Origin of the sequence: Streptomyces sp. TRM70350, from assembly GCF_019219825.1 — a bacterium.
GTDB lineage: Bacteria > Actinomycetota > Actinomycetes > Streptomycetales > Streptomycetaceae > Streptomyces.
Genome location: NZ_JAHUXH010000049.1, coordinates 1 through 20493 on the forward strand (window position 1 = coordinate 1; position 20493 = coordinate 20493).

Consider the following 20493-nt stretch of genomic DNA (forward strand, 5'->3'; position numbering starts at 1 on the left):
GTCCACCTTGGCGGCGCCAAGGCCAAGCAGCCTGGCCACCTCGTCGTCGGTACTGCCGTCGATCGGGCTGACGTCCAGGTGGAGACAGTTCTTCACGGCGGTCGATCACCTTGAAGCCCAGGACCGCGCACCAGAAGGCCGCGAGCCGCTCCGGATCGTGGCAGTCGATGGCAGTCGGCAACCAACTCGGTGAACCTACTGGTCATTACTCCCCCAGACAGTGCGGACGGGGCGCCGCCGGCCTTCAGGAACCCGAGGGTGAAGGCGAGGTCGGTGCGCACATCGACGCTCACCTCATGTTCGGAAACGAGGAAGATGGGTGGCTTCCAGATGCTCGATGCAGGAAACAACGAACCGCCGCAGGCGTTCGGCAAGAGTCGTAGAGGCAACCTGAAGGGTGCAAAGGGCCCAAAGAGGTGGCTGCACGGGGGTGCGCCTCCCACCAGACCCACATTGCCTAACGTTGTCAAGGCCTTGCCTTGGTTGGCACTGTCCCATAGTCTCGACGCGGATGCTCGGCGCCGGAGTGGCGTGGTGCCCGATCCAAGGACGTTTTCGATTACGCGAAGGTGAACACCTGAGGGGTGAGGGTAACGTGAGCCAGTCCACAGCGGATTCGCCTCGGCAGCCGCGGGAGCCCGAGGAACTGCTCCGCGGAATCCTCGACTCTCCGCAGGCACGACTGGACGGCACGGCTGCCGTCGAGGTCCACTCGCTGGTCTCCCGCGAACACGTTCCCCTGTATCTGTTCGCCATCAAATCGCTCGGGCATTTCTGGCCCGGTGTCTGTGCTGTCGTGCACGACGACGGCAGCCTCGCTAAGGAAGATGTCGATACGTTGCGGCGGCATATCGAGGGAATTCGGGTGATTCCCCGCGCCACCGCCGACGCCGTCGTCGAAGAGACGCTGGCCCGCTGCCCGCTGTTGCTGGAGGTCCGGCGGCGCAACGTGCGCATCCTGCAACTGGTCGACTATTTCGTGCTCGCGGAAACCGAGAAGATTATCGGCATGGACAGCGACATCGTGTTCGTCGACACCCCGGACGAGCTGATGCGGTGGAATACCGACTCCACGGACCGTACGGCGTTCCTCTACTCCTACGAGCAGTTCGACCACGGGCGCGGCCCGATGGGTGTGAGCTGGATCCCCGAGGCCCTGCCGTCCGTGCCCTACGTGCCGGAGATGTGCTGCGGATTCATGTGCGCCGATCGCGAGCGATTCTTCGATGCGGATTACCTTGAAAAGATGATGGAGGACACTCCGCGCGATATCCTTTTCCGTCCCCGTCATGTCACCCAAATGTTCTATTCCGTGCTCGGAGGCAGACTCAACGGCGCCGTCAGGTCGCTGGGCGAGGCCTACCGCTCTGGCCCGTGGGAGTGGCTGCCGTACGCGGATCGGCGCGTTATGTGCCATTACTTCGCCTCCAGCAAGGCATCGGGCAAGACGGCGCGCACGCTTGACAATTTCGGCCGTTATGCGCCTCTGTTCACCTCCGTCCTCGACCGGCTGGAAGGCAGGAAGTGCCGTTGATCCGGCATCCCGCGCCTTGCGCCTCCGCGCATGGATACGGGATGGAGGGGAGCTGAACGCATGACGAGTCCTGTGCCCTATCCCGCCTTCTCCCTGCGCGACCTTAGCTGGACTCGCCTCGGAGGCCTCTACGAGGAACGCCGCGAGCTTCTCGGGATGCTCCGATTCGGAAGCCGCCGTCTCCTGGCCGCCATCGTCCTGACGACGCTCGTGGAGATCGCGACCGCACCGCTGACCGCCCTCTGCGCCCAGAGGCTCGTCCACGTCCTGACCGATGAGACGGGCGATTACCTCTGGCCGGCGGCAGGCTTCGCCGCCGCCATGCTGCTGCGCCAGGCCGCCGAGATCGCGGGGCTGGCGTTCAAGCAGTCCATGGCCAAGACCATCGACGGCGCCGCCCGCTCCCGCATGCGGCGCATCGCCCTGCGCCCCGCCGGGATCTCGCACCTGGAGGACCCCGAGTTCCAGGACGTCGCCTCGCGCGCGGCCGACCAGGGCATCGCCTGGCGCGAACGCTCCGTCGGAATGGCCGCGGTGGGCCAGGTGCAGACGGGCGGGCGCATGCTCTCGGCGTTCGCCATGGGCGTCGCTCTCGCCGTCTACTTCCCGCTCCTGGCCTGCGTGCTCGTCGTGCTCTGCTTCGTGATCCGGTCCATCACGCTGCGGCAGTGGCTGTTCCTGGAGAACGTGAAGGACGCCGCAACGCCGGAGCGCCGCAAGGTCGACTTCTGGGCAGATCTGGCCGCCGGCCCGGAAGCGGGAACGGAGCTGCGGCTGTTCGGACTAGCCGGCTGGGTGAGCGAACGCCGCCTGGCCGCACACTACGCCTGGCTGGCCGACTACTGGCGCATCCGCAGAAACGTCCTGCACCGCCAGAAGCTCTCCATGGCGATCACCGCTGTCTGCGCCGCCCTGGCGCTCGGAGTCCCCGGTGCCGCGGCACTCGATGGCGAGATCGACGTGGGCACCCTGGCCTTCTGCCTGGTGGCGGCATGGGGCGTCTTCGTCGTCGCGAACATGGGAAATGAGTCGTACGACATCGAGTACGGCAAGACGGCCCATCACGCCCTGCGCCAGTTGGAGGGCATGCGCCCGCCGGTGACGGGAACGCGGACACCCGCCGCCACGGTCTCCACGATCCGCTTCGAGGACGTGACGTTCACCTACCCCGGCGCGCCACGCCCCGTCCTCTCCGGCCTGAACCTCACCATCCGGCCCGGAGAGCGGCTGGCGATCGTAGGGGTGAACGGCGCTGGAAAGACGACGCTCATCAAGCTGCTCGCCGGACTGTACACGCCGACAGCCGGCCGGATCACCGTCGACGGGGAGGACTTGTGCACCCTGGACCCCGCCAAGTGGCGGAGCAGGATGACGGCCTTGTTCCAGGACTTCGTCCAATACCCGCTGACTCTTCGGGAGAACATCACCCTGGCCGCCCCCGAGGCGGATACCTCGGACGACGAGCTTGAGGAGTTGCTGCGCCTCGGTGCCCTGGAGCCGGTGCTGGCCTCGCTGGAGTCCGGGCTGGACACGGTTTTGTGGAACACTGGCAGCGGAGGGCGCGGATTGTCCGGGGGGCAGTGGCAGCGGCTGGCGGCCGTGCGCACGCTGTACGCCGTGTCCCACGGCAGACGACTGGTGGTGCTGGACGAGCCGACCGCCCATCTCGATGTGAAGGCCGAGGCTCGGTTCTACGACGAGGTCGTCGGCGCGGTCCGCAACGCCTCCGTTGTGCTGATCTCCCATCGGCTCTCCACCGTGAGGTCCGCCGACCGGATCGTGGTCCTGGACAACGGGCGGATCACGGAGGATGGAAGCCACACCGACCTCCTCAGGAGAGATGGCGAGTACGCGCGCTTGTTCCGGCTCCAGGCCTCCCGCTTCTCGGACGGCGCCGCCGAGCCTGACGCCACAGAGCGGGAAGGCTCCGCGCCGAACGCCGCAGAGCCTGAGGAGATGAGCGGATGAGCATGCGGAACAGCCTGCGCATGACCCGGCACACGCTGTCGCTGAGCTTTAGGGCCGACCGGCGGGTGACCATCGCCGTCGGGGTACTCGTTGGCCTGCAGGCCGGGCTCGTCTCCCTGACCGCGCTCAGCCAGCGGTGGCTCGTGGACTCGGCCGAACTCGACATCGCGGTTGGTCTGCTGGGAGCGGTGGCCCTGGGCGTCGTCTGCCACGTGCTCCAGACGATCGGTCAGCGGATCTCCGTCAACTACCGCAACGACCTGTGTAACCGCATCCAGCTGGCGCTGGAACAGGAGATCACCGAGGCCGCCGCGAAGATCCCCACGATCGCCCACCTGGAGCGCAGCGAGTTCATCAACCGCATCGTGATGCTCCGACGGGGCACGCTGGCCCTCACCAACACCGGCTGGGCCGCCGCCTACGCGCTCTCTGCGCTGGCTGGCATCGCCATGAGCCTCTGGCTCCTCATGGACATCCACCCGCTGCTCGCCCTCCTCGCCGCCTGCGCGGTACCGATCCTCCCCCTGACCAATAGGGCCAAACGGATGCAGCAGCAGGCGGCCGACGCCACCGTGGAGCACTTCCGGCAGGAGGCCGAACTGCACGATCTCTGCCTGCGCCCGCAGACCGCGAAGGAGGTGTGGGTCTGCGGCAACGGCATGCGGCTGGACAGACGTGCGAGCGGCCTGTGGGCCGAGGGAGCGCAGCACGAGGCGCGCGTCCGGCTCCGCGGGCTGGTCTACGAGATCGGCGGATGGGTGCTGTACTTCACCGCCCTCGCCGGGGCCCTCATCGTGGTCGGACATCTGCTGAGGACGGGCGGCGCCACCGCTGGGGACGCCGTGTTCATCATCTCGCTCGCCGGCCAGCTGCGGGCACAGCAGCAACTGGCCGTCGACACCATCACCCAGGTCGCCAACGGCGGCCGGATCGCGGAACACCACCGATGGCTCCTCGACTACGCTGCGGTCGCCACCCGCACGGGAGCACCGGTGCCTGTCCGTCTCAAGGGGGCCATCGAGCTGCGGAACGTCTCCTTCACCTACCCCGGCGCCGTGTCCCCCGCGCTGCGCGGGATCAACCTGACCATTCCGGCGGGCTCGTCGCTGGGCATCGCGGGAGCCAACGGAGCCGGAAAGAGCACCCTGGTCAAAATCCTCTTGGGCGTGCAGCAGCCGACCACCGGAATGATCACCGTCGACGGCGTCGACCTGCGGGAGCTCGACCCCGCCGCCTGGGCGGCGGTGTGCACCGGCGTACTGCAGGACTTCCTCAAGCTCCAGACGCCGCTGCGCGAATCCGTGGGCGCCGGCGACCTGCCCGCCGTCCAGAACGCCTCCCAGGTCGCCGAGGCGCTGGACCGCGCACGCGCCACACGCCTCGTCCACGAGCTCCCCGAAGGACTTGAAACCCGGTTGGGAAAGACCTTCGGCGGGGTCGAACTCTCCCACGGCCAGTGGCAACGGGTTGCCCTCGCACGAGGGCTGATGCGGCAGGCTCCGCTGCTTCTGGTGCTCGACGAGCCCACAGCTGCCCTTGATCCGCAGGCCGAGCATGAGCTGTACGAACTCTTCATGGAGCAGACCCGGGAGTCGGCCGGCCGCGGCGCCGTCACCGCGCTGGTCTCCCACCGCTTCTCCACCGTCCACACGGCCGACCACATCGTCGTCATCGGCGACGGTCGCATCACCGAACAAGGCACGCACGCGCACCTGCTTGCGACCGACGGCGAGTATGCCGAGCTGTACCGGACGCAGATGCAGGCCTATCGGTAGGAGTGTCATGCAGCAGCAAGCGTTGAACGTGTGTTCGCGATCGACGACGTCTACGTCCCCGGGGCGGTGGTGACCGCGCGATCGGTTCGCGCCGTAGTGGCGGATCCGGGCGTCGGCATTCGGTTCCACGTCATCGACGCCGGGCTCGGCACATCCGGCTGCAGGGAGCTCGAAAAGGAGCTGAGCAGCTGGGCGACGCCGAGATATATCAGGTCCCGGACCGGCTCGTCCTGCCTCAGAAGCACAAGTGGCTCACCTCGGCGACCCTCGGCCGGCTGCATCTGGGCAGCGTCATCCCGGACGACATAGACCGCGTCATCTACCTCGACGCCTGGCACTTCGACACCGGCGTGCTGAAGGCCGAAGTCGCGGTCGACGGCTGGTACGCACTGCTGACGTCCATGCCCGACGACCGGGCGGATGCCGGGCAGGCCCTGATCCACTACAAGGGCCAGGGCGCGGTCGAGCGCAGATACCACGACTTCAAGGGCCCGCTCGCGGTCGTGCCGGTCTTCGTTCCGCACAACCGGCGCGTTGCCGCCCTGATCCAGGTCATCTGCCTGGCGCTGCTGGTCTTCTGCCTGATCGAGCGGCAAGTCAGACGGGCACTCGGCGCCGAGCAGACCATGAGCGGCCTCTATCCCGACAACCGCTGCGTCCGCCCCACCGGCCGCATGATCTTCTACTACCTCGGCGAACTCACCCTGCGGATCGGTAACGTCACCACCCCGCCCACCGTTCAGATCACCCGCGGCGTTCATCTCCACCTCCTCGACCTCCTTGACACCGACATCGGACAAACCCGCTGGCCACAGATCTGAAACGGGGGCCCGCGAAGTCCGGGGCTAGACGCAATACCGTGACTCTGTTGGCGATCTTGTGGGGTCACGCGGCGGCGGGGCAGAGGGCGTGGAAGCGGGTTGACCGGCGGCGGGTGGTCGTCGGCTCGGCAATCCAGTCCGCAACGCGGGTGAGGTTGCAGGCCAGCGCGGTCAGGACGTGCTGGACGTGGGTTCTGGCGAGGCCGCGGTAGCGGGATCGGCGCAGGCCGCAGGCGCGGACGTTCTGGGAGAGGGTGGCCTCGATGCCGGCGCGGATCGCGTAGCGCTGCTGCCAGTCCTTGGTCTGCTGCTCCAGCCGGTTGCCGGTCTGGATCTCGTGGAGTTCGCGGCTGGGCAGCAGGGAGAGCGCCCGAGGACGTGTGGCAGAGCTGGTGCACTGCGACCGGACCGGGCAGGCCAGCACTCAGGTCGTCGTGGATCTTCTCGGTGAGCTCGCCGTCCTGGACTGGGGCGATCGTGGTGGCCACGTGCACCACCACCTCGGGCAGCCCTGACGTGCACGTTTCTGTGAGATGCACCCGGTAGACGCTCCAGGCGGTGTCCCGCTTGACGCAGTAGTGCGCATCGGTGTCGTACGGCGAATCAAACCGCAGGCTCGCCGGGGGCAGCGCATGACCGTCGCGCCAGCGCAACCGGCCGCGCGGGTCCCAGTAGTAGTGGTGCATCCAGACCTGCCGCAGGATCTCCACCTGCGGCAACACCCGCAGCCGGGGCAGGGCGTCGGCGGCCCAGGCAGCGGCAAGGATCTTCTGCCCGTCCCGGCCGTCGTTTCCGCCAGCGCGGCGACCCCGGCCTTCCCACCGGGGACTTTGCCGATCTCCACCTTGCGCCCGTAACGCTTGCCCCACTCCGGCTCGATCAACGCACGCAACCAGTCCTCGTCGGCCTCGGCCAGCTCTTCCAACGCGGCCCGCAGACTCTCCCCGGCCAGTTCCAGGCGGCTGAGCCTGCGCACGGAGGCGAGCACATGAATGGCATCGGTGCGCTGCTGGCCCCCTGCCTTCAGCAGTCCGGCCTCCACCAGCCGCTTCAGCATCACCCGCAGCAGCCGGTCAGCAGCGTCCCCCTCCGCCAGCCGGGCCCGGAACTCGCTGAGCACCGAGTAGTCGAATCCCGGGTCCTCCAGCTCCAGGCCCAGCGCGTACTTGAAGTCGATCCTGCTGCGCACAGCGTCCGCGGCAGCGCGACCGGACAAGTTCTCCGCGAACTGCAGCACCGACACCAGCGCCAACTGCCCCGGCGAGAAGCCCGGACGGCCAGCGGCCGGGTACAGGTCCGCGAACTCCCCGTCCTCGAACAGCACATCCAGCCGGTCCCGCACCAGCATCGCCGAAGTCCCCTTCGCGCACGCCGCCCACGCCGTGCGCACCGTCCTCACCGGAATCCGCTGAAAACTCCTCGGCCGTAACGACACCGCACCCACACCCCAAAACCCGAGGCCACCCCGCACTCCTCCAGCGAAGCACCCCGCCGCCCCACCGTCAGCACCCACACAAGATCGCCAACAGAGTCATACCGGTGATTTAGGTTGTTTTCCGGCGGGCCGGCCTGGCCTTGGTCGGCCCGACCAGGGCCACGCGGGGAGCGTTCGGCCGGGGGCGGACTGTGGTGCTGGGCGCGTTGGAGCTTCCAGTTGGGCATCGGGGCGACGAGGCGTCGGCCTTCCACAGGGCGGAGAAGAGCTCCACGAGCTGCTGCGCAGCGTCGTGGAGGTCGGCGATCCGCTCGGGCGCGGCGTTCTCGCCCTCCAGTCAGCGGTAGACCGACCACGGGAACGGGTAGCCGTCGGTCGGCTCGCCCTGCGCCAGCTGTTCGGGTACGGCCAGCGGCAGGACGGGGGCCAGCTGCGGCCCCCACCGCTGCTCGCGCTCCACCTGGCCGATCCAGCGCGGCAGACGGGGCAGCCGGACGGACATGCTGTCCCCGAGCCGAAAGGTGGCGTTGTCCACCCCTGAGGCCGCCACGGGGGTGACCGGCAGGTCGGCCCACTGCGGGAACTGCGCCGCCACCAGCCGGTGGACCTAGTTCGTAGTGGGGTACACCTCGCCGGGGCGCAGGCGGTTGGTGCTCACGGGTGCTCTCCTTGATGTCGAGTCGTCAGGCGGGAACGGTGGTGAACTCGCGGTAGATCCGCCGCAGCGGATTGTCGGGGAATTCGTCGCTCCACGGCTTGTCACCGCCGATGTAGTGGATTATTCCTTCGCGGCGGGTGAGATATTCCATCCGGCCTTGGCCGAATCGTCCGTGCACCGGGTGCTCGATGAACTTGTTCCATTTCGAGGGAATGGGGGCCCAGCGTTCCGCGAACAGGTGGTTCAGGATGTCCTGGTCCAGAGTCGGAATGTCTTTGCCGTATGTGCGGTAGATGTGCACCGCCCGCGTGGTGATGTCCTCGGCACGCCACTGATCCATGTCGATGAGCAGGACACCGGCGTTGAAGTAGCCCGGTGCCTTGGCGCCGGTCTCACTGAGGCTCGCCCGTGTCGTGCCGAGTGTCAGCAGACGGGCCGGGGCCACCTCATTGATGACCGCGCCGATCGGCGCGCCGGCGAGGTCGGTGTCATACAGCTCCGCGAGGTTGTCCAGGACGATCGTGTCGACGTCGAGGTAGATCACCCGGTGTACGTCCTCGGGAACGATCTCGCCGATGTGCAGGCGGTGCAGTGTCGCTGCCGTCCAGTGCTTGCGCGGCACCGCCATCTCCAGACGGTCGGGCACCTCGTGGATCCGGACGTCGCCCGCGTCGCCGAGCATCCGGGTGCTGCCCTCGCCGAGTCCGGAGTCGATGACGTGGAAGACAAGTCCGCGCGTTCGGTCGCGCAGGCCGTCGCGGATCGACCTGGCGACGACCGTCGCGGCTGTGGCGTAGTTGTCGTCTACCGCGAACACCACATGGATGTCCTGCTGTCCCATCCTCGCTCCTCGGGTTCGTGATCCGGACTGGGCGCCGCCGTCCGGGCATGCGGCCGACGTGTGGCTCAACCCTCAACCTAGGAGGAGTTGGCAACTTTTGGCAATAGAAGGGATGTCGCGAGGTGGCTTTGGAATGCGGTAGCAGGCCTCAAGATGCTGAAGGGCCTGGCTATTTGGGGGGTAATGCGTTGCCAGAATTGGCAAACATGGGGCATGGTGGGGCGGTCGGGCCCATCCGCTGCGACCGTTGGCCGGCGCCCGCGGCGGCCCGTACCACCGGACAGCCCAACAGAGAGGAACATGCCGTGACGATCGCCCCCCTGCAGTTGGCCGACTTAGTCGTCACCCCGCTCGCCGGCGGCCTCGGCGCGGAGATCGGCGGCGTGGACACCGCCGCCCCGCTTGGCTCGGAGACTGTCGAGCAGGTGCGCTGCGCGCTGCTGCGCTACAAGGTTGTCTTCCTCCGCGACCAGCGGCTGGACTACGCGAGCCAGGCGGCGTTCGCCCGCCGCTTCGGAGGCCTGACCCTCGGTCACCCGATCTACCAGGCACCGGAGAACCGCCCTGAGGTGCGTGAGATCGACTCCCGCGAAGGCACCCGCGCGAACCACTGGCATACCGACCTCACCTTCGTGGACCGCCCGCCGGCGCTCGCCTTCCTGCACAACAAGATCGCCCCGCCGGTCGGCGGGGACACCATGTGGGCCAATACGGTGGGGGCGTACGAGTCGCTGCCAGAGCCGCTGCGGGCGCTCGCCGACCAGCTGCGGATCGTGCACAGCAACGACTCCGACTACACCGACGCCACGGTGGCGGCTCGCGAGGCGTACATCTCCACGCTGTTCGAGACCGAGCACCCCGCCGTGCACGTGCATCCCGAAACCGGGGAACGGGCTCTGCTGGGCGGCGGGTTCGCTCGCCGCGCGGTCGGCTTCAGCCCGCAGGCCTCGCGCGATCTGCTGCGGATCCTGCAGGAGTACGTCACCCGGCCGGAGAACACCGTGCGGTGGCGCTGGCGGGCCGGTGACCTTGCGATCTGGGACAACCGGGCGACCCAGCACTACGCGCTGCACGACTACGGGGCACAGGACCGCCGGGCCGAACGCTGCACGGTCGCCGGTTCCGTCCCTGTGGGTGTGGACGGCAGGCCGAGCACGGTCCTCGCAGGGGACATGACGGCATACAACGCCGGCGTCGCCTGACGCCGGGCGGACATGGCGGTGGGGGGACGGGCCGCCCCGTCCCCCCACCGCCATGTCACGGTTCAGTCCGCGGTGTACGCGACCGCTTCCGCCAGGCCGTCGGCCACGGCCGCCACGCCTTCGTCGTCGATCACCAGCGGCGGCACCGCGACGACCGCGGAGCCGATCCGGCGGAGCAGCAGCCCGCAGTCGCGGGCCCGGGCGAGGATCCTGTCCGCCCGCCCTTCGCTGTCCGTCTCGACGACGGCAATGAGTCCGAGGCCGCGTACGTCCGCCACTCCGGGTGCACCTGCCAGTGATGCGAGGCGGCGCAGGAGGCATGCGCCGAGTTCCTCGGCCCGCTCGGGCAGGCGCAGCTTCTCCAGCATGTCGAGGGTGGCGAGCGCGGCGGCACAGGCCACGGCGTGCCCGGAGGTGGTGTGGCCGTACCGCAGGCCGCCAATGACCGGGTCGGCGGCGAAGGTGTCGTACACGCGGTTGTGGACTGTGACTGCGGCCAGCGGCACGTATCCGCCCGTGAGGCCCTTGCTGGAGACGAGGATGTCCGGGACGACATCCTCACGTTGGCATGCGAACATGCGGCCGGACCTGCCATAAGCAGTGAAGACCTCGTCGAGCACGAGCAGGGCTCCGGTGGCGTCGCACAGGGCCCGCAGCCCGCGGAGGAATCCAGGCGGAAGGACGACGGCCCCGCCGACGTTGAGGAACGGCTCGACGACGACAGCGGCCGGGAGAGCGTCCGGGTCGTCCCCGACGGCCTCCTCGAAGGCGGACAGCAGAGCGGGCAGGGCCCCGGGGTGGCGAAGCGCCCGGGGCTCGTCGGGGAGCTCGACGCGGGTCACCGGCAGCGGGGGGTCTAGCAGGTGCCGGTTTCGGGGGAGGGTGGACAGGCTGCGGCTGAGCAGCGTCGCGCCTTGGTAGCCGCGGGCGAAGGTGACGATCCGTGGGCGGGGGCGGCCGAGATGGGCCCAGTGGGAGACGGCCATCATGACGGCGGCGTCGAAGCCTTCGGACCCGCTGTTGACGAAAAGTGTCTTGTCGAGGCCGGGCGGCGCGTGGCCGGCGAGGCGTTCTGCGAGCAGTCCGACGGGCTCGTGCGAGGCTACCGAAAGGTCGGCGTGGTGCAGCCGGGCCGCCTGCTCGGCGATCGCCCGCAGGATATCCGGATGGGCGTAGCCGCACGTGGAGTTGAGGGCGGACGCGTCGAGGTAGGCGCGGCCTTCGATGTCCCACACATGGTGGCCTGAGCCGTGCGAGAGGGTCAGTGCCGAGCGGTCGGTGTCCAGTGGTGTCCAGGTGTGCCAGACGTGCCGCCGGTCGCGGGCCCGCAGCGTCTCGGCGTCGGGGAGGGGACGGGGTGTTCGGGGCTCGCCTACGCGGGCATACGGTGCTGCCATGGCGCTCTCCTCTGGCTGTTCGGGCCCGCGGGCCTACCGCGGACGGGCGGGGGTGGGGCGCAAGACGGCGGCTCCGCGCCGGTCAGCGGAGCACGATGCGGATCGGGAGTGTCTCCGGGCCGCGGACGGCGATGGAGGGCACCGCGTGTGCGGGGCCCGTCTGCTCGATCCCGGTGGCGGTGTCGAGGAGTTCGGTGTAGAGAATCCGCATCTGGGCACGGGCCAGCGTGCCGTCGATGCAAAGGTGCTTGCCGCTGCCGAAGGCGAGGTGGCGGTTGGGGGTGCGGGCGATGTCGAAAGTGTCCGAATCATCGAAGACGGCCTCGTCGCGGTTGGCCGACGGCGCCCACAGCACGACCCGGTCACCCTCCGCGATGCGTCGCCCTCGGATCTCCACAGGCCGGGTGGCGGTGCCCATGCTGTGGGCTGCGCTGGACGCCCAGCGCAGCACCTCCTCGACGGCGGTCGACAGGAGGGCAGGGTCTTCGCGCAACCGCCGCAGCTGCCGGGGTGTTCGAGCAGAGCCTGGAGCCCTCCGGCCAGGGCCAGCCTTCCGTTTTCGGTCGCGCCGATGAGGTTCTCGCAGTTGAGCAGGGCTTCGTACGCGCTGAGCGGCTCGTCGTCCACGAGCCCGCAGACGAGCAGACTGGTGAGGTCGTCGGTCGGGTCGGCGAGACGGCGAGCCATCAGGTCGGTGAAGTACCCCTTGAGGCGGGGCGAAGAGGCGAGCGAGCGCCCGGCGGCGAAGGCCTCGTCCGTCCATGCGAGGAGGTCTTCGCGGTCCTCGGCGGGTACGCCCATGATGTGCCCGATGACGTGGATCGAGAGCTGGCCGGCGACGTCGTGCACGAACTCACAGCCGCCTGACTCGACGACGTGGGCGAGGATCGACCGGACGCCGGCCCGCATCGGTTCCTCCAGTGCCCGCACCGAGCGGGCGGTGAACCAGTCCGCGGCCAGGGCACGCAGCTTGCGGTGGTGCGGTGGGTCGGTGAGAGCGAGCGTGATGTCTCCGGCGGGGTCGTTGCCGAACGCCGCTGGCCGCAGCAGGACGCCGCGTGCAGAGCTGAAGGTGGTGGGGTCGCGGTAGGTGGCGCAGATGTCCTCGTACCGGGTGAGCGACCAGAAGGCCGGCAACCCGTTGATCGGTGGGTGGCGGTGGACCGGGGCGTGGGCGCGCATCCTGCGCCACACGGCGTGCGGGTCGCCGGACGCGTGCAGGTCCGGGTCGACGAGGTTGTCGGGTGCGGCTGCGGGGGCCGTGGACGGGATCGCGGGTGCGGACATGACCGTGCTCCTGTCGTGCGGTGGAGGGGGAGTGGCTGACCGCCTACCAGGCGAGCGTTCCGTGCTCGTCGTAGAACCCACCTGACGGGCCGCCATCGGGCAGGTCCGCCAGGGTGATGACGGCGCGGGCCCCCTGCTCCACGCTGCGCGGCGCGCGGAAGCCGTTCATGCCGGTGGCCGTCCAGCCCGGAGAAACAGAGTTGATCTTGATATGGGCGAGCCCGGGATCCGCCCGGAAGGCCGCGGCGTACTGCACGGTGAGCATGTTGAGAGCGGCCTTGGAGCTGGTGTACGCGAGCCGCACCGAGGCGTCTCCGGGCAGGTTGGCGCCTGAACTGGTCAGGGCGAGAGAGGCCGTGGTGCTGGAGACGTTGACGATGCGGGGGGCGGCTGACCGGCGCAACAGGGGCAGCGTCGCGTGGATCATGGCCACCGGGCCTGCCACGTTGACCTCGAAGGTCTTGCGGATGATCGGGGCGGTGGTGCCGGCGGCGCTCGCCCCGATGAACACCCCGGCGTTGTTGACCAGCACGTCGAGGCGCCCGCAGGTCCGTTCCAGATGCCGGGCCGCGGCGGCCACGCTCTCGTCGTCGGTGACGTCAAGCGTGACGGGGTGGACCCGGACGCCGTCGCGGGCGAGGACAGCTGCGGCCTCGGCGCCGCGGTCGGCGTCTCGGCTGCCGAGGACGACGAAGGCCCCGAGCAGGGCGAGCTGTCGGGCGGTCTCCAGACCGATGCCCTTGTTGGCCCCGGTGACCAGGACGGTGGTCCCGGGCTTCACAGGGCTGTCCGGTACACCGAGACGTGCCTGGTGCTGTCCGGTCCGAAGGGGCGGCCAGACCAGTCCTCGAACCTCCGGTCGAGACGTAGCCCGGCGTGGGCGGCCATCAGGTCGAGTTCGGAGGGCCAGCAGTAGCGCTCGGCGTGGGGGCGCAGGTGGACGCCGCCGACGTCGAAGGTGATCTTCTGGCTGTGGAAGCGTTGGGCTGCGAGGTCGAAACGGTAGACCTCGATGGTGGCGGAGTCCTCCGTGACGTCAAGTGTCTCGACGCGCTGGCCGCGGTCGAAGAACGACGGGTCCGGTACGTAGGCCTCGACGACGAAGGCACCGCCGGGTTCGAGGACCTTGGCGACGTTGCGGAAGCAGTCCTGCTGACGGTCGGCCTCCAGTAGGTTGAACAGCGTGTTGAAGATGAGGTAGACGAGGGTGAACGGGCCCTCGACAGGCACATCCGCCATGTCGCCGACGACGGTGGGGATGCGGTCGCCCCCCGGCTTGGCGCGCATCTTCCGGATCATCCGGTCGGAGCCGTCGACACCCTCGACTCGGACGCCGCGCGCGGCCAGGGGCAGTGCCACCCGCCCGGTGCCGATGGCCAGTTCGAGGGCACGCCCCTCGCCGGCGAGTCCGGCGAGGAAGTCGGCCGCCGGGCGGGGGTCGAGCGGGGTCTTCTCGTCGTAGTCGTCTGCCCAGGCTTCACCGAAGAGCCCCGGGTCCCCGAACTGCCTGCTGGCCGCCATCCGAGCCCTTTCCGTAGGGGGTGGGCGGGTCTTGCGTCCACGGTGCGGTGCACCGTTCGTGCCACCCTCCGAAGCATGTTGCCATAGGGCGGCAAGTTTGTGGCAACATTTGGCAACAAAGTGGCTGCCGGTAGTGACGCCAGGCCAGGGCGACGACGCGAGGACGGTTCCGTGGAACAGCGCATGCTCGAACGGATCGGCAGGGAGGTCTCGGCCGTTGGCCTCGGCACCTGGCAACTCGGAGCCGACTGGGGTGCGGTGGACGAACGTGATGCCCTCGCCGTGCTCCACGCGGCCGCCGACGCCGGGGTGACGATGTACGACGCCGCGGACGTCTACGGCGACGGCCGCAGCGAGCGGCTGGTCGGCCGCTTCCTGCGGGGGCGGGCCGACATGGGCCAGCACCTGCGGGTCGGCCCCCGCATCGTCAAACGCGCCATCTCCAAGTACCAGGCCCGCGGTCCCGCATTGACCGCAGCAGCTACAAAGCCACCACCAGCATCGAAATCCTTGCGGCCGCAGGCCCTTGACGACATGCCCCAGCCGCAAACTTCAAGGATCCCTTAGTGCTGGACCCCGCGGCGCCGGGACAGCCCAAACGACAGGCTCCAGCCGTTCAGTGGCAGCGGCGCGGGGCCGGGGCGTCCGGCCCCGCGCCGCGGCTGTCCGCCGGCTCCGTGAGGAGCGTGCGGTGCCCACCGCAGCACGGCCGGCACCGCAGGCCCCGTCAGAGGCGCAGCGTCGGGTCGGCCTGCCGCCTACGGGCCCGCCCGGCGTCGAACTCCGTGTATGTGTCGGCGAGTTCGGCTGCCACCTCAGGCCAGTTCACGTAGTCCGTGTAGGCCTCGCCGCAAGGCAGGAACCCAAAGGAGGGGTCGCTGACATCGATCCGGCCCCCGTGGACGTCGACGTGCTTGAGGAAAGCCCGCGACTCCTCGATGATCATCGGATTGTTGATCTCCCAGGCGCCGGAGGCATAGGACTCCGCCCGGCGGGCCAGTCGCGCATAGGCCGAACCGGTCCACTTGAAGTGGTGCACCTGGGCGTAGATGTCGCCGGGCGGCACACCCCGGCCGGACCAGCTGTTGTGCTGCCCGTAGGACAGCTCGGTCCGCCCTCGGGCCAGCGTGACCTTGGTGGGCCGGGCACGGAGCAGTCGCAGGGTGAGAAGCCCGGCCAGCCCGTACTGGCGCCACAGCGCCTCCGGTGCCGACCTGTCGGGCTCCGGCAGGGTGCCGTCAGACGCGACCCGGTCGAGGAAGGCACCCCGCACGAAGTCGTAGCCGTTCCGCTCGCAGTAGGCGATGACGGCGGTGAGTCCGTCGGGGTAGAGTTGGAACTCGTCGAGATCGGCCACCACCCACCAATCGTCAGGGTGTTCGCTCATCGTCTCCCGGATGACCGCCGGGTTCAGGTGCTCGTGCCAGGGCCCGACCACGACCCGGGAGAACGCCAGTCCGGCCCGCCGCATGACCTCCTCCGACGCTGCGACAGCTGGATCGTCCAGACTATCCGCGTGGCGCACCATGTGGAATTGGTCAACGCCAAGGCGCCGGTAGTGCTCGATGGCTGGACCGAGCAGTGAAGTATCCCCGCCCACCATGCAGACCATTCTGATCGCCATTCAACCGACCCTTCCAGGATTACCTTCCAGAGATTCTCCCCTCACAGGGAGAAATTAGCCCTTGATGCATCAGAATGTCCCGCTCTCAATTCGCCAGATTACCAAGCATCTCCACTCGAACTCCGGCACAGAAGCGCTGCCCATCGTAGCGGGGGAGTCCGGCGACGCGGTATCAGCCATTCCTTGTCCAGACACCATCGGCTCACCGGCCGCGCGGGGACGACAGCGCGGCCCGCATGGGAGACCGACCCTCCGCGCTCCTACCCCTCCGGACAGTTAACGGCCACACCGGATCCTCCGACTTGACCGTGTCACCGGCTGCCCGAAGCATGGCACGAATGGCTGGAACAATACCCTTGTGCGTATCCACGGATTGGGCTACCGAATCGGAGTAGTGCCTTGACGGGATGGGAGTGCATGTCGTTGACTCTCCGAATGTGTCGACATGGTAGATGCCATTGTGATGGAAGCCGGGATCATCCAGCTCCATGGCCAGGACATATTTGAAGTCGATGCGGCAGCGGACCGCTTCGGCAGCCTGACGGTCCGACAGGTCGAGCAGGAACTGACCGTGGCTCACTGGGCGGGCGAGAGGCATGGGCGCCCGTCGCGCGGGTACCAGTCGGCGAAATCTTCGTCGCACCACAACCCGTCCAGCCGGTCTCTCACCCACATCGCCGTCGTGCCGCCCGGGTTGCTCGCCCGCGCGATCTGCGCGGTCAGAGGCGGGACTTGCTCACCGGAACGGTGACGGAGCGACAACGTCGTGCACCGCCCGTGGCGCTACCGGGCCATGGACTGGCTCCACGAAGTCCAAGACGGCCTGGAGAACGGGTGTTCGACGAGGTCGCCAACCTCCTCAATGGCGGAGCCTGACGAGCCCGCCGCCCGCGACGACAAGGGCCGCCTCCTGACCGTCGCCGACGGTGCCCCCACCGACCCGGACAGCAGCGGCAACGCCCCCGATCCGGCCGGATGCAGAATCTTCGGGAAGTCGAAGGACTCCCGCGACGACCTGCCGCAGATCGTGATCGGCATGGCCGTCACCCGGGACGGAATCCCGTCCGGGTCTGGTCCTGGCCCGGCAACACCGGTGACCAGAAACTGATCCGGCAGGTCAAGGACGACATGCGGGACTGGACCATCAGCAAGAGCGTGTGGGTCACCGACCGCGGCTTCTCCAGCGAACGCAACCGCCGCTACCTCCGCCAGGGCGAGAACGCCTACATCGTCGGCGAGAAACTCCGCTCCGGCAGCCCGGAGGTCAAGGCCGCCCTGTCCCGGCGGGGAGGCTACAGCGAGATCGCCCAGAACATGCGGGTCAAGGAGGTGCGGATCTCCGACACCGAACGGTTCGTGATCTGCCACAACCCCGAAGCCGCCGAACGTGACCAGCACATACGCGAACAGCTCGTCGCCCAGCTCACCACCGAGATCGAGGACACCGGCCAGCTCAGCGAGTTCAAGCGTGGCGAACTCCGCGGGAAGATCGCCGACAAGCCCGGTCTCAACCGCTATCTCCGCACGACCCCGGCCGGCAAACTCCGCCTCGACACCGCGAAGGTCAAGGCCGAGGAGAACCTCGACGGCAAGTACCTGCTGCGATGCTCCGCCCCCACTTGTCCGCCGAAAACATAGCCCTCGGCTACAAGCAACTCCTCGAAGTCGAGCGCGGCTGGCGGGACATGAAACAGATCATCGACCTGCGGCCCGTCTACCACCGGCTCGAGGAACGCATACGCGCCCACGTCGTCCTCTGCTGGCTCGCCCTGCTGCTGATCCGCATCACCGAGACCACCACCGACGCCACCTGGCAGTCCGTCCGCCGCGAGCTCGACCGCCTCCACCTCGGCACCTTCACCGGCCCCAAAACTCGTGACTCCAGGCCGCCGAATTACGAGGAACGCAGGGTGGACGCCGGCCGTCGAACCCGGCGGCGAGATCCGTGACGGTGCCTGGGTCGCCGAACTCTCCGGAGATGTACTGGACGGCTGGCCGCAGGGCATGCGGCTGATCGTCCGCAAGGAACGCCCCCATCCCGGCGCCCAGCTGCGTTGTACCGATGCCGACGGCATGCGCCTTACGGCGTTCGCCACCAACACCCAGGACGCCGCGATCGCGGCGCTGGAACTGCGGCACCGCCAGCGGACCCGAGCCGAGGACCGCATCCGCGCCGCCCGTGCCACCGGCCTGACCAACCTGCCTCTCCACGACACCGCGCAGAACCACATCTGCCTGGAGATCGTCCAGCTCGCCCTCGACATGCTGGCCTGGATGCCGATGCTCGCCCTGACCGGGCCCGCCCGGCTGTGGGAACCCAAGCGCCTGAGGCTGCGGCTGTTCTCCACCGCCGCCCAACTCGTCACCACAGGCCAGCGCCGTATCCTCCGCCTCGCGAAGCACTGGCCCTGGATCGACATGATCACTGAAGCCCTGCAACGACTCACGGCTCTGCCGAACCCTGGCTGACCAGCAGCTTCCCGCCCTGACGAGCAGTTACCACCAGACCGGAGCCGTGGAACCCGGCGCCCACCCGACGCGAAAGCCGGGCCACGGACCTGCCCGTGATCAGCCCGGACGACCGAAACGGCCCGCCAGAGAATCCGACGGACCGTCACGAAAGATCGAGGTTAGGCAGGCGCCGTGGGCCCGTCGAGTTCATCGGCCAGCTTGCGCAGATGGGGGCCGTATTCCGGGTCGGCAAGGGCTGCGGCGAATTGGGCGGTGAGATACGCTAACGGATTACCAGTGTCGTACCACTTCCCCTGAATGACCTGCCCGTATACGGCATGGGCGGTGGCGTAGGCGTTGATGGCGTCGGTCAGGTAGATCTCGCCGGTACGGTGCTCGTACCAGCGATGGGTCTCCTCGCGAAGCTCGTCGATGATGCCTGGGGTGACGACATAACCGCCGATGGCCGCGTACGCCGACGGCGCGTCCTGCGGCTTCGGCTTCTCCACAAGGCCAGTGACACGAAGAAGACCGTCCCCGAAGTCCTCTTTGACCACCGGCACGCCGTAGCGCTGGGAGTCGTCCGCCGCCATGGGCATCACGGCCAGCACGGGACAACTCGTCGCCTCGTAGGCTCTGATCAGCTGCTGTGCGCGGGGCACTTGTGCGACGAACACGTCGTCGGGCCACAAGACCAGTATCGGTTCGTCGCCAAAGTTCCGCGCCGCGTTGAGGACCGGGGTGCCGTTTCCGTACGGGCCCTGCTGGTGAAGATAGGTGATGTGCCCTCTCCTGGAGAGCTCGCCGACTTCCTCCACGGTGTCAGCGTAGACGGTCTTGCCCTCCTCGCGCAGTTGCGAGACCAGTGCCGGATTGGGGCGGAAATGCTCCTGAATCAAGCCCTTGCCGCCTGAAACGACAATGGTGATGTCGGTAATGCCTGACGCCACGAGCTCCCGCACCGTGTGTTCGATGACCGGCTTATCACCAACCGGCAGCATTTCCTTAGGTGTTGCCTTCGTCAAGGGAAGAAGGCGGGATCCCAGCCCCGCGGCGGGGATGACAGCCCTGCGAATGGTCTTGGACATAGGCCCTTCTTAGTCCGAGTGATCTGGCGCAGTCGCCACTTCTGCTGCCGACACGTAGACGAGCAGTTCGCCGGGGCTGCGCAGCAACAGGTCCGCTGGTGCGGTGGCGTCGTACAGGTGTCCCCAGCCCGCGGCAGCGCCCATCACACCGGTACGGCGCGCAGCGTCCGGGTCGGTAGGCGCATCCCCGACATGCATGGCGCGGTCGATGTCGACAGGAATGAGGGAACAGGCCCTGGGGATGCCCGCCGGATCGGGTTTCGGTTTCTCGACCTTGTCTCCTCCCACCAGGACCGAGAAGTGATCCAGCATCCCCAAGGCCCCAAGGAGGATCTGCGCGGCCCGTCGACTCGCGCCGGTGAAGACCGCCAGCGGGATGGTCCCTTGGAGCTGCTCAAGGACACTCCTTATGTCGGCGCATGGCGTGACCGCGTGGGCACGGTGAGCAAGTACCTCGTTGTACAGGTCCACTTCCGCATCACCGCAAGGGCGTTTCAGTAGCCCGGTGAGCATGGACCGCGGTGGTCCGAGTGAGTAGAGGGCGATGACCTCCTCTGTGCCGACGCCGAGCCAGCACCTTCGGTGTCTCACCGGAGTCCGACAGACAGGGCTGCGCTATTCCTGAAGACCTGCTCCGGTGCCTGCCATGGGACGTCGAGCATGACTTCGTCGAAGCCTGTCTTCTGGGCTGCGATGACGGCGCGTTTTGTGCCGCCCACAGACGCAGAGGCACAGTTGATCTTCAGGACGCCGACGAAGCGGTCCTTTCTCCCTGCTTCCTGCCGCATCTCGCCAATCTCCTGCAGCGGGCGGCGAGCGTGTCCGGGGCCATGTGATCGACGTCGGCGACGGCGAACCAGCTGTCCCCGATCCTGGCAGCGCCCTTTCCGT

General features: G+C 68.2%; 23 protein-coding genes and 3 pseudogenes. 12 read left to right on the forward strand and 14 right to left on the reverse strand.

Annotated features, from left to right (window positions below):
* Positions 1–206: pseudogene (locus tag KWI83_RS36025) on the reverse strand (VOC family protein); the annotation flags it as partial.
* 389 nt (positions 207–595) lie between these two features.
* On the opposite strand from KWI83_RS36025, the gene KWI83_RS36030 reads away from it, so the two are divergent.
* From KWI83_RS36030 to KWI83_RS39550, 4 genes are all read left to right on the forward strand, one after another.
* Complete coding sequence (locus tag KWI83_RS36030) at positions 596–1534, forward strand: hypothetical protein (protein WP_218518587.1); 939 nt, start codon at positions 596–598, stop codon at positions 1532–1534.
* 60 nt (positions 1535–1594) lie between these two features.
* A complete protein-coding gene (locus tag KWI83_RS36035) occupies positions 1595–3502 on the forward strand; it encodes an ABC transporter ATP-binding protein (RefSeq protein WP_218518588.1) in 1908 nt (635 codons plus the stop codon).
* On the forward strand, positions 3499–5277 hold the full coding sequence (locus tag KWI83_RS36040; protein WP_218518589.1) for an ABC transporter ATP-binding protein: 1779 nt from the start codon (positions 3499–3501) through the stop codon (positions 5275–5277). The genes KWI83_RS36035 and KWI83_RS36040 overlap by 4 nt, the downstream gene beginning before the upstream one ends.
* 350 nt (positions 5278–5627) lie before the next feature.
* Complete coding sequence (locus KWI83_RS39550; RefSeq protein ID WP_256363291.1) at positions 5628–6098, forward strand: hypothetical protein; 471 nt, start codon at positions 5628–5630, stop codon at positions 6096–6098.
* Positions 6099–6162: 64 nt separating this feature from the next.
* Here KWI83_RS39550 and KWI83_RS36050 read toward each other — a convergent pair whose 3' ends face one another.
* The 4 genes from KWI83_RS36050 to KWI83_RS36065 all read right to left on the reverse strand — a co-directional run bounded on the left by KWI83_RS36050 (position 6163) and on the right by KWI83_RS36065 (position 9032).
* A complete protein-coding gene (locus tag KWI83_RS36050) occupies positions 6163–6522 on the reverse strand; it encodes a transposase (protein WP_218518590.1) in 360 nt (119 codons plus the stop codon).
* Positions 6523–7488 carry a transposase gene (locus KWI83_RS36055; RefSeq protein ID WP_218518591.1) on the reverse strand — a complete coding sequence of 322 codons (966 nt, stop codon included), beginning with the start codon at positions 7486–7488 and terminating at the stop codon, positions 6523–6525.
* Between the two features lie 382 nt (positions 7489–7870).
* Positions 7871–8128, reverse strand: a complete 258-nt coding sequence (locus KWI83_RS36060; RefSeq protein ID WP_218518592.1) for a phosphotransferase — start codon at positions 8126–8128, stop codon at positions 7871–7873.
* 88 nt (positions 8129–8216) lie between these two features.
* Positions 8217–9032, reverse strand: a complete 816-nt coding sequence (locus tag KWI83_RS36065; RefSeq protein ID WP_218518593.1) for a glycosyltransferase family 8 protein — start codon at positions 9030–9032, stop codon at positions 8217–8219.
* Positions 9033–9337: 305 nt separating this feature from the next.
* Here KWI83_RS36065 and KWI83_RS36070 point away from each other — a divergent pair, with 305 nt between their 5' ends.
* Positions 9338–10234 (forward strand): TauD/TfdA family dioxygenase, encoded by an 897-nt coding sequence (locus KWI83_RS36070; RefSeq protein WP_308122370.1) that lies wholly within the window; start codon positions 9338–9340, stop codon positions 10232–10234.
* Between the two features lie 62 nt (positions 10235–10296).
* On the opposite strand, the gene KWI83_RS36075 is transcribed toward KWI83_RS36070, so the two are convergent.
* The gene (locus tag KWI83_RS36075; protein WP_218518595.1) at positions 10297–11631 is read right to left on the reverse strand and encodes an aspartate aminotransferase family protein; all 1335 of its coding nucleotides are present in this window, start codon (positions 11629–11631) and stop codon (positions 10297–10299) included.
* Positions 11632–11713: 82 nt separating this feature from the next.
* Entirely contained in the window at positions 11714–12124 is a 411-nt protein-coding gene (locus KWI83_RS39555; RefSeq protein WP_256363292.1) for a cytochrome P450, read from the reverse strand.
* A 17-nt stretch (positions 12125–12141) separates the two neighbouring features.
* Here KWI83_RS39555 and KWI83_RS39560 point away from each other — a divergent pair, with 17 nt between their 5' ends.
* Positions 12142–12498 carry a hypothetical protein gene (locus KWI83_RS39560; RefSeq protein ID WP_256363293.1) on the forward strand — a complete coding sequence of 119 codons (357 nt, stop codon included), beginning with the start codon at positions 12142–12144 and terminating at the stop codon, positions 12496–12498.
* A 463-nt stretch (positions 12499–12961) separates the two neighbouring features.
* Here KWI83_RS39560 and KWI83_RS36085 read toward each other — a convergent pair whose 3' ends face one another.
* On the reverse strand, positions 12962–13699 hold the full coding sequence (locus KWI83_RS36085) for an SDR family oxidoreductase (protein WP_218518596.1): 738 nt from the start codon (positions 13697–13699) through the stop codon (positions 12962–12964).
* Positions 13696–14439, reverse strand: a complete 744-nt coding sequence (locus KWI83_RS36090; RefSeq protein WP_218518597.1) for a class I SAM-dependent methyltransferase — start codon at positions 14437–14439, stop codon at positions 13696–13698. The genes KWI83_RS36085 and KWI83_RS36090 overlap by 4 nt, the downstream gene beginning before the upstream one ends.
* A 183-nt stretch (positions 14440–14622) precedes the next feature.
* On the opposite strand from KWI83_RS36090, the pseudogene KWI83_RS39565 reads away from it, so the two are divergent.
* Positions 14623–14832: pseudogene (locus KWI83_RS39565) on the forward strand (aldo/keto reductase); the annotation flags it as partial.
* A gap of 334 nt (positions 14833–15166) precedes the next feature.
* Here the strand turns inward: KWI83_RS39565 and KWI83_RS36100 are convergent.
* Together KWI83_RS36100 and KWI83_RS39570 are read right to left on the reverse strand one after the other, a co-directional pair.
* Positions 15167–15910 carry a hypothetical protein gene (locus KWI83_RS36100; RefSeq protein WP_374106457.1) on the reverse strand — a complete coding sequence of 248 codons (744 nt, stop codon included), beginning with the start codon at positions 15908–15910 and terminating at the stop codon, positions 15167–15169.
* A gap of 355 nt (positions 15911–16265) precedes the next feature.
* Complete coding sequence (locus KWI83_RS39570; protein ID WP_256363305.1) at positions 16266–16625, reverse strand: transposase; 360 nt, start codon at positions 16623–16625, stop codon at positions 16266–16268.
* Here KWI83_RS39570 and KWI83_RS39575 point away from each other — a divergent pair.
* From KWI83_RS39575 to KWI83_RS36115, 5 genes and pseudogenes are all read left to right on the forward strand, one after another.
* Positions 16509–16814, forward strand: coding sequence for a hypothetical protein (locus KWI83_RS39575; protein ID WP_256363310.1), 306 nt, complete (start codon positions 16509–16511; stop codon positions 16812–16814). The two genes, KWI83_RS39570 and KWI83_RS39575, sit on opposite strands and share 117 nt — an antisense overlap.
* A gap of 111 nt (positions 16815–16925) precedes the next feature.
* Complete coding sequence (locus KWI83_RS39580; protein WP_256363294.1) at positions 16926–17171, forward strand: hypothetical protein; 246 nt, start codon at positions 16926–16928, stop codon at positions 17169–17171.
* Between the two features lie 20 nt (positions 17172–17191).
* A complete protein-coding gene (locus KWI83_RS39585; protein ID WP_256363295.1) occupies positions 17192–17701 on the forward strand; it encodes a hypothetical protein in 510 nt (169 codons plus the stop codon).
* Complete coding sequence (locus KWI83_RS39590; protein WP_256363296.1) at positions 17683–18012, forward strand: hypothetical protein; 330 nt, start codon at positions 17683–17685, stop codon at positions 18010–18012. Before KWI83_RS39585 ends, KWI83_RS39590 begins: the two co-directional genes overlap by 19 nt.
* Positions 17969–18532: pseudogene (locus tag KWI83_RS36115) on the forward strand (transposase); the annotation flags it as partial. The gene KWI83_RS39590 and the pseudogene KWI83_RS36115, both read left to right, overlap by 44 nt.
* A gap of 161 nt (positions 18533–18693) precedes the next feature.
* Here the strand turns inward: KWI83_RS36115 and KWI83_RS36120 are convergent.
* The 3 genes from KWI83_RS36120 to KWI83_RS39595 form a co-directional block, all read right to left on the reverse strand.
* The gene (locus KWI83_RS36120) at positions 18694–19602 is read right to left on the reverse strand and encodes a UTP--glucose-1-phosphate uridylyltransferase (RefSeq protein WP_218518599.1); all 909 of its coding nucleotides are present in this window, start codon (positions 19600–19602) and stop codon (positions 18694–18696) included.
* A 9-nt stretch (positions 19603–19611) separates the two neighbouring features.
* Positions 19612–20073: an HAD family hydrolase gene (locus KWI83_RS36125; RefSeq protein ID WP_218518600.1), complete on the reverse strand. Its 462-nt coding sequence runs from the start codon at positions 20071–20073 to the stop codon at positions 19612–19614.
* 116 nt (positions 20074–20189) lie between these two features.
* Positions 20190–20390 carry a hypothetical protein gene (locus KWI83_RS39595; RefSeq protein WP_256363297.1) on the reverse strand — a complete coding sequence of 67 codons (201 nt, stop codon included), beginning with the start codon at positions 20388–20390 and terminating at the stop codon, positions 20190–20192.
* Positions 20391–20493: the final 103 nt, after the last annotated feature.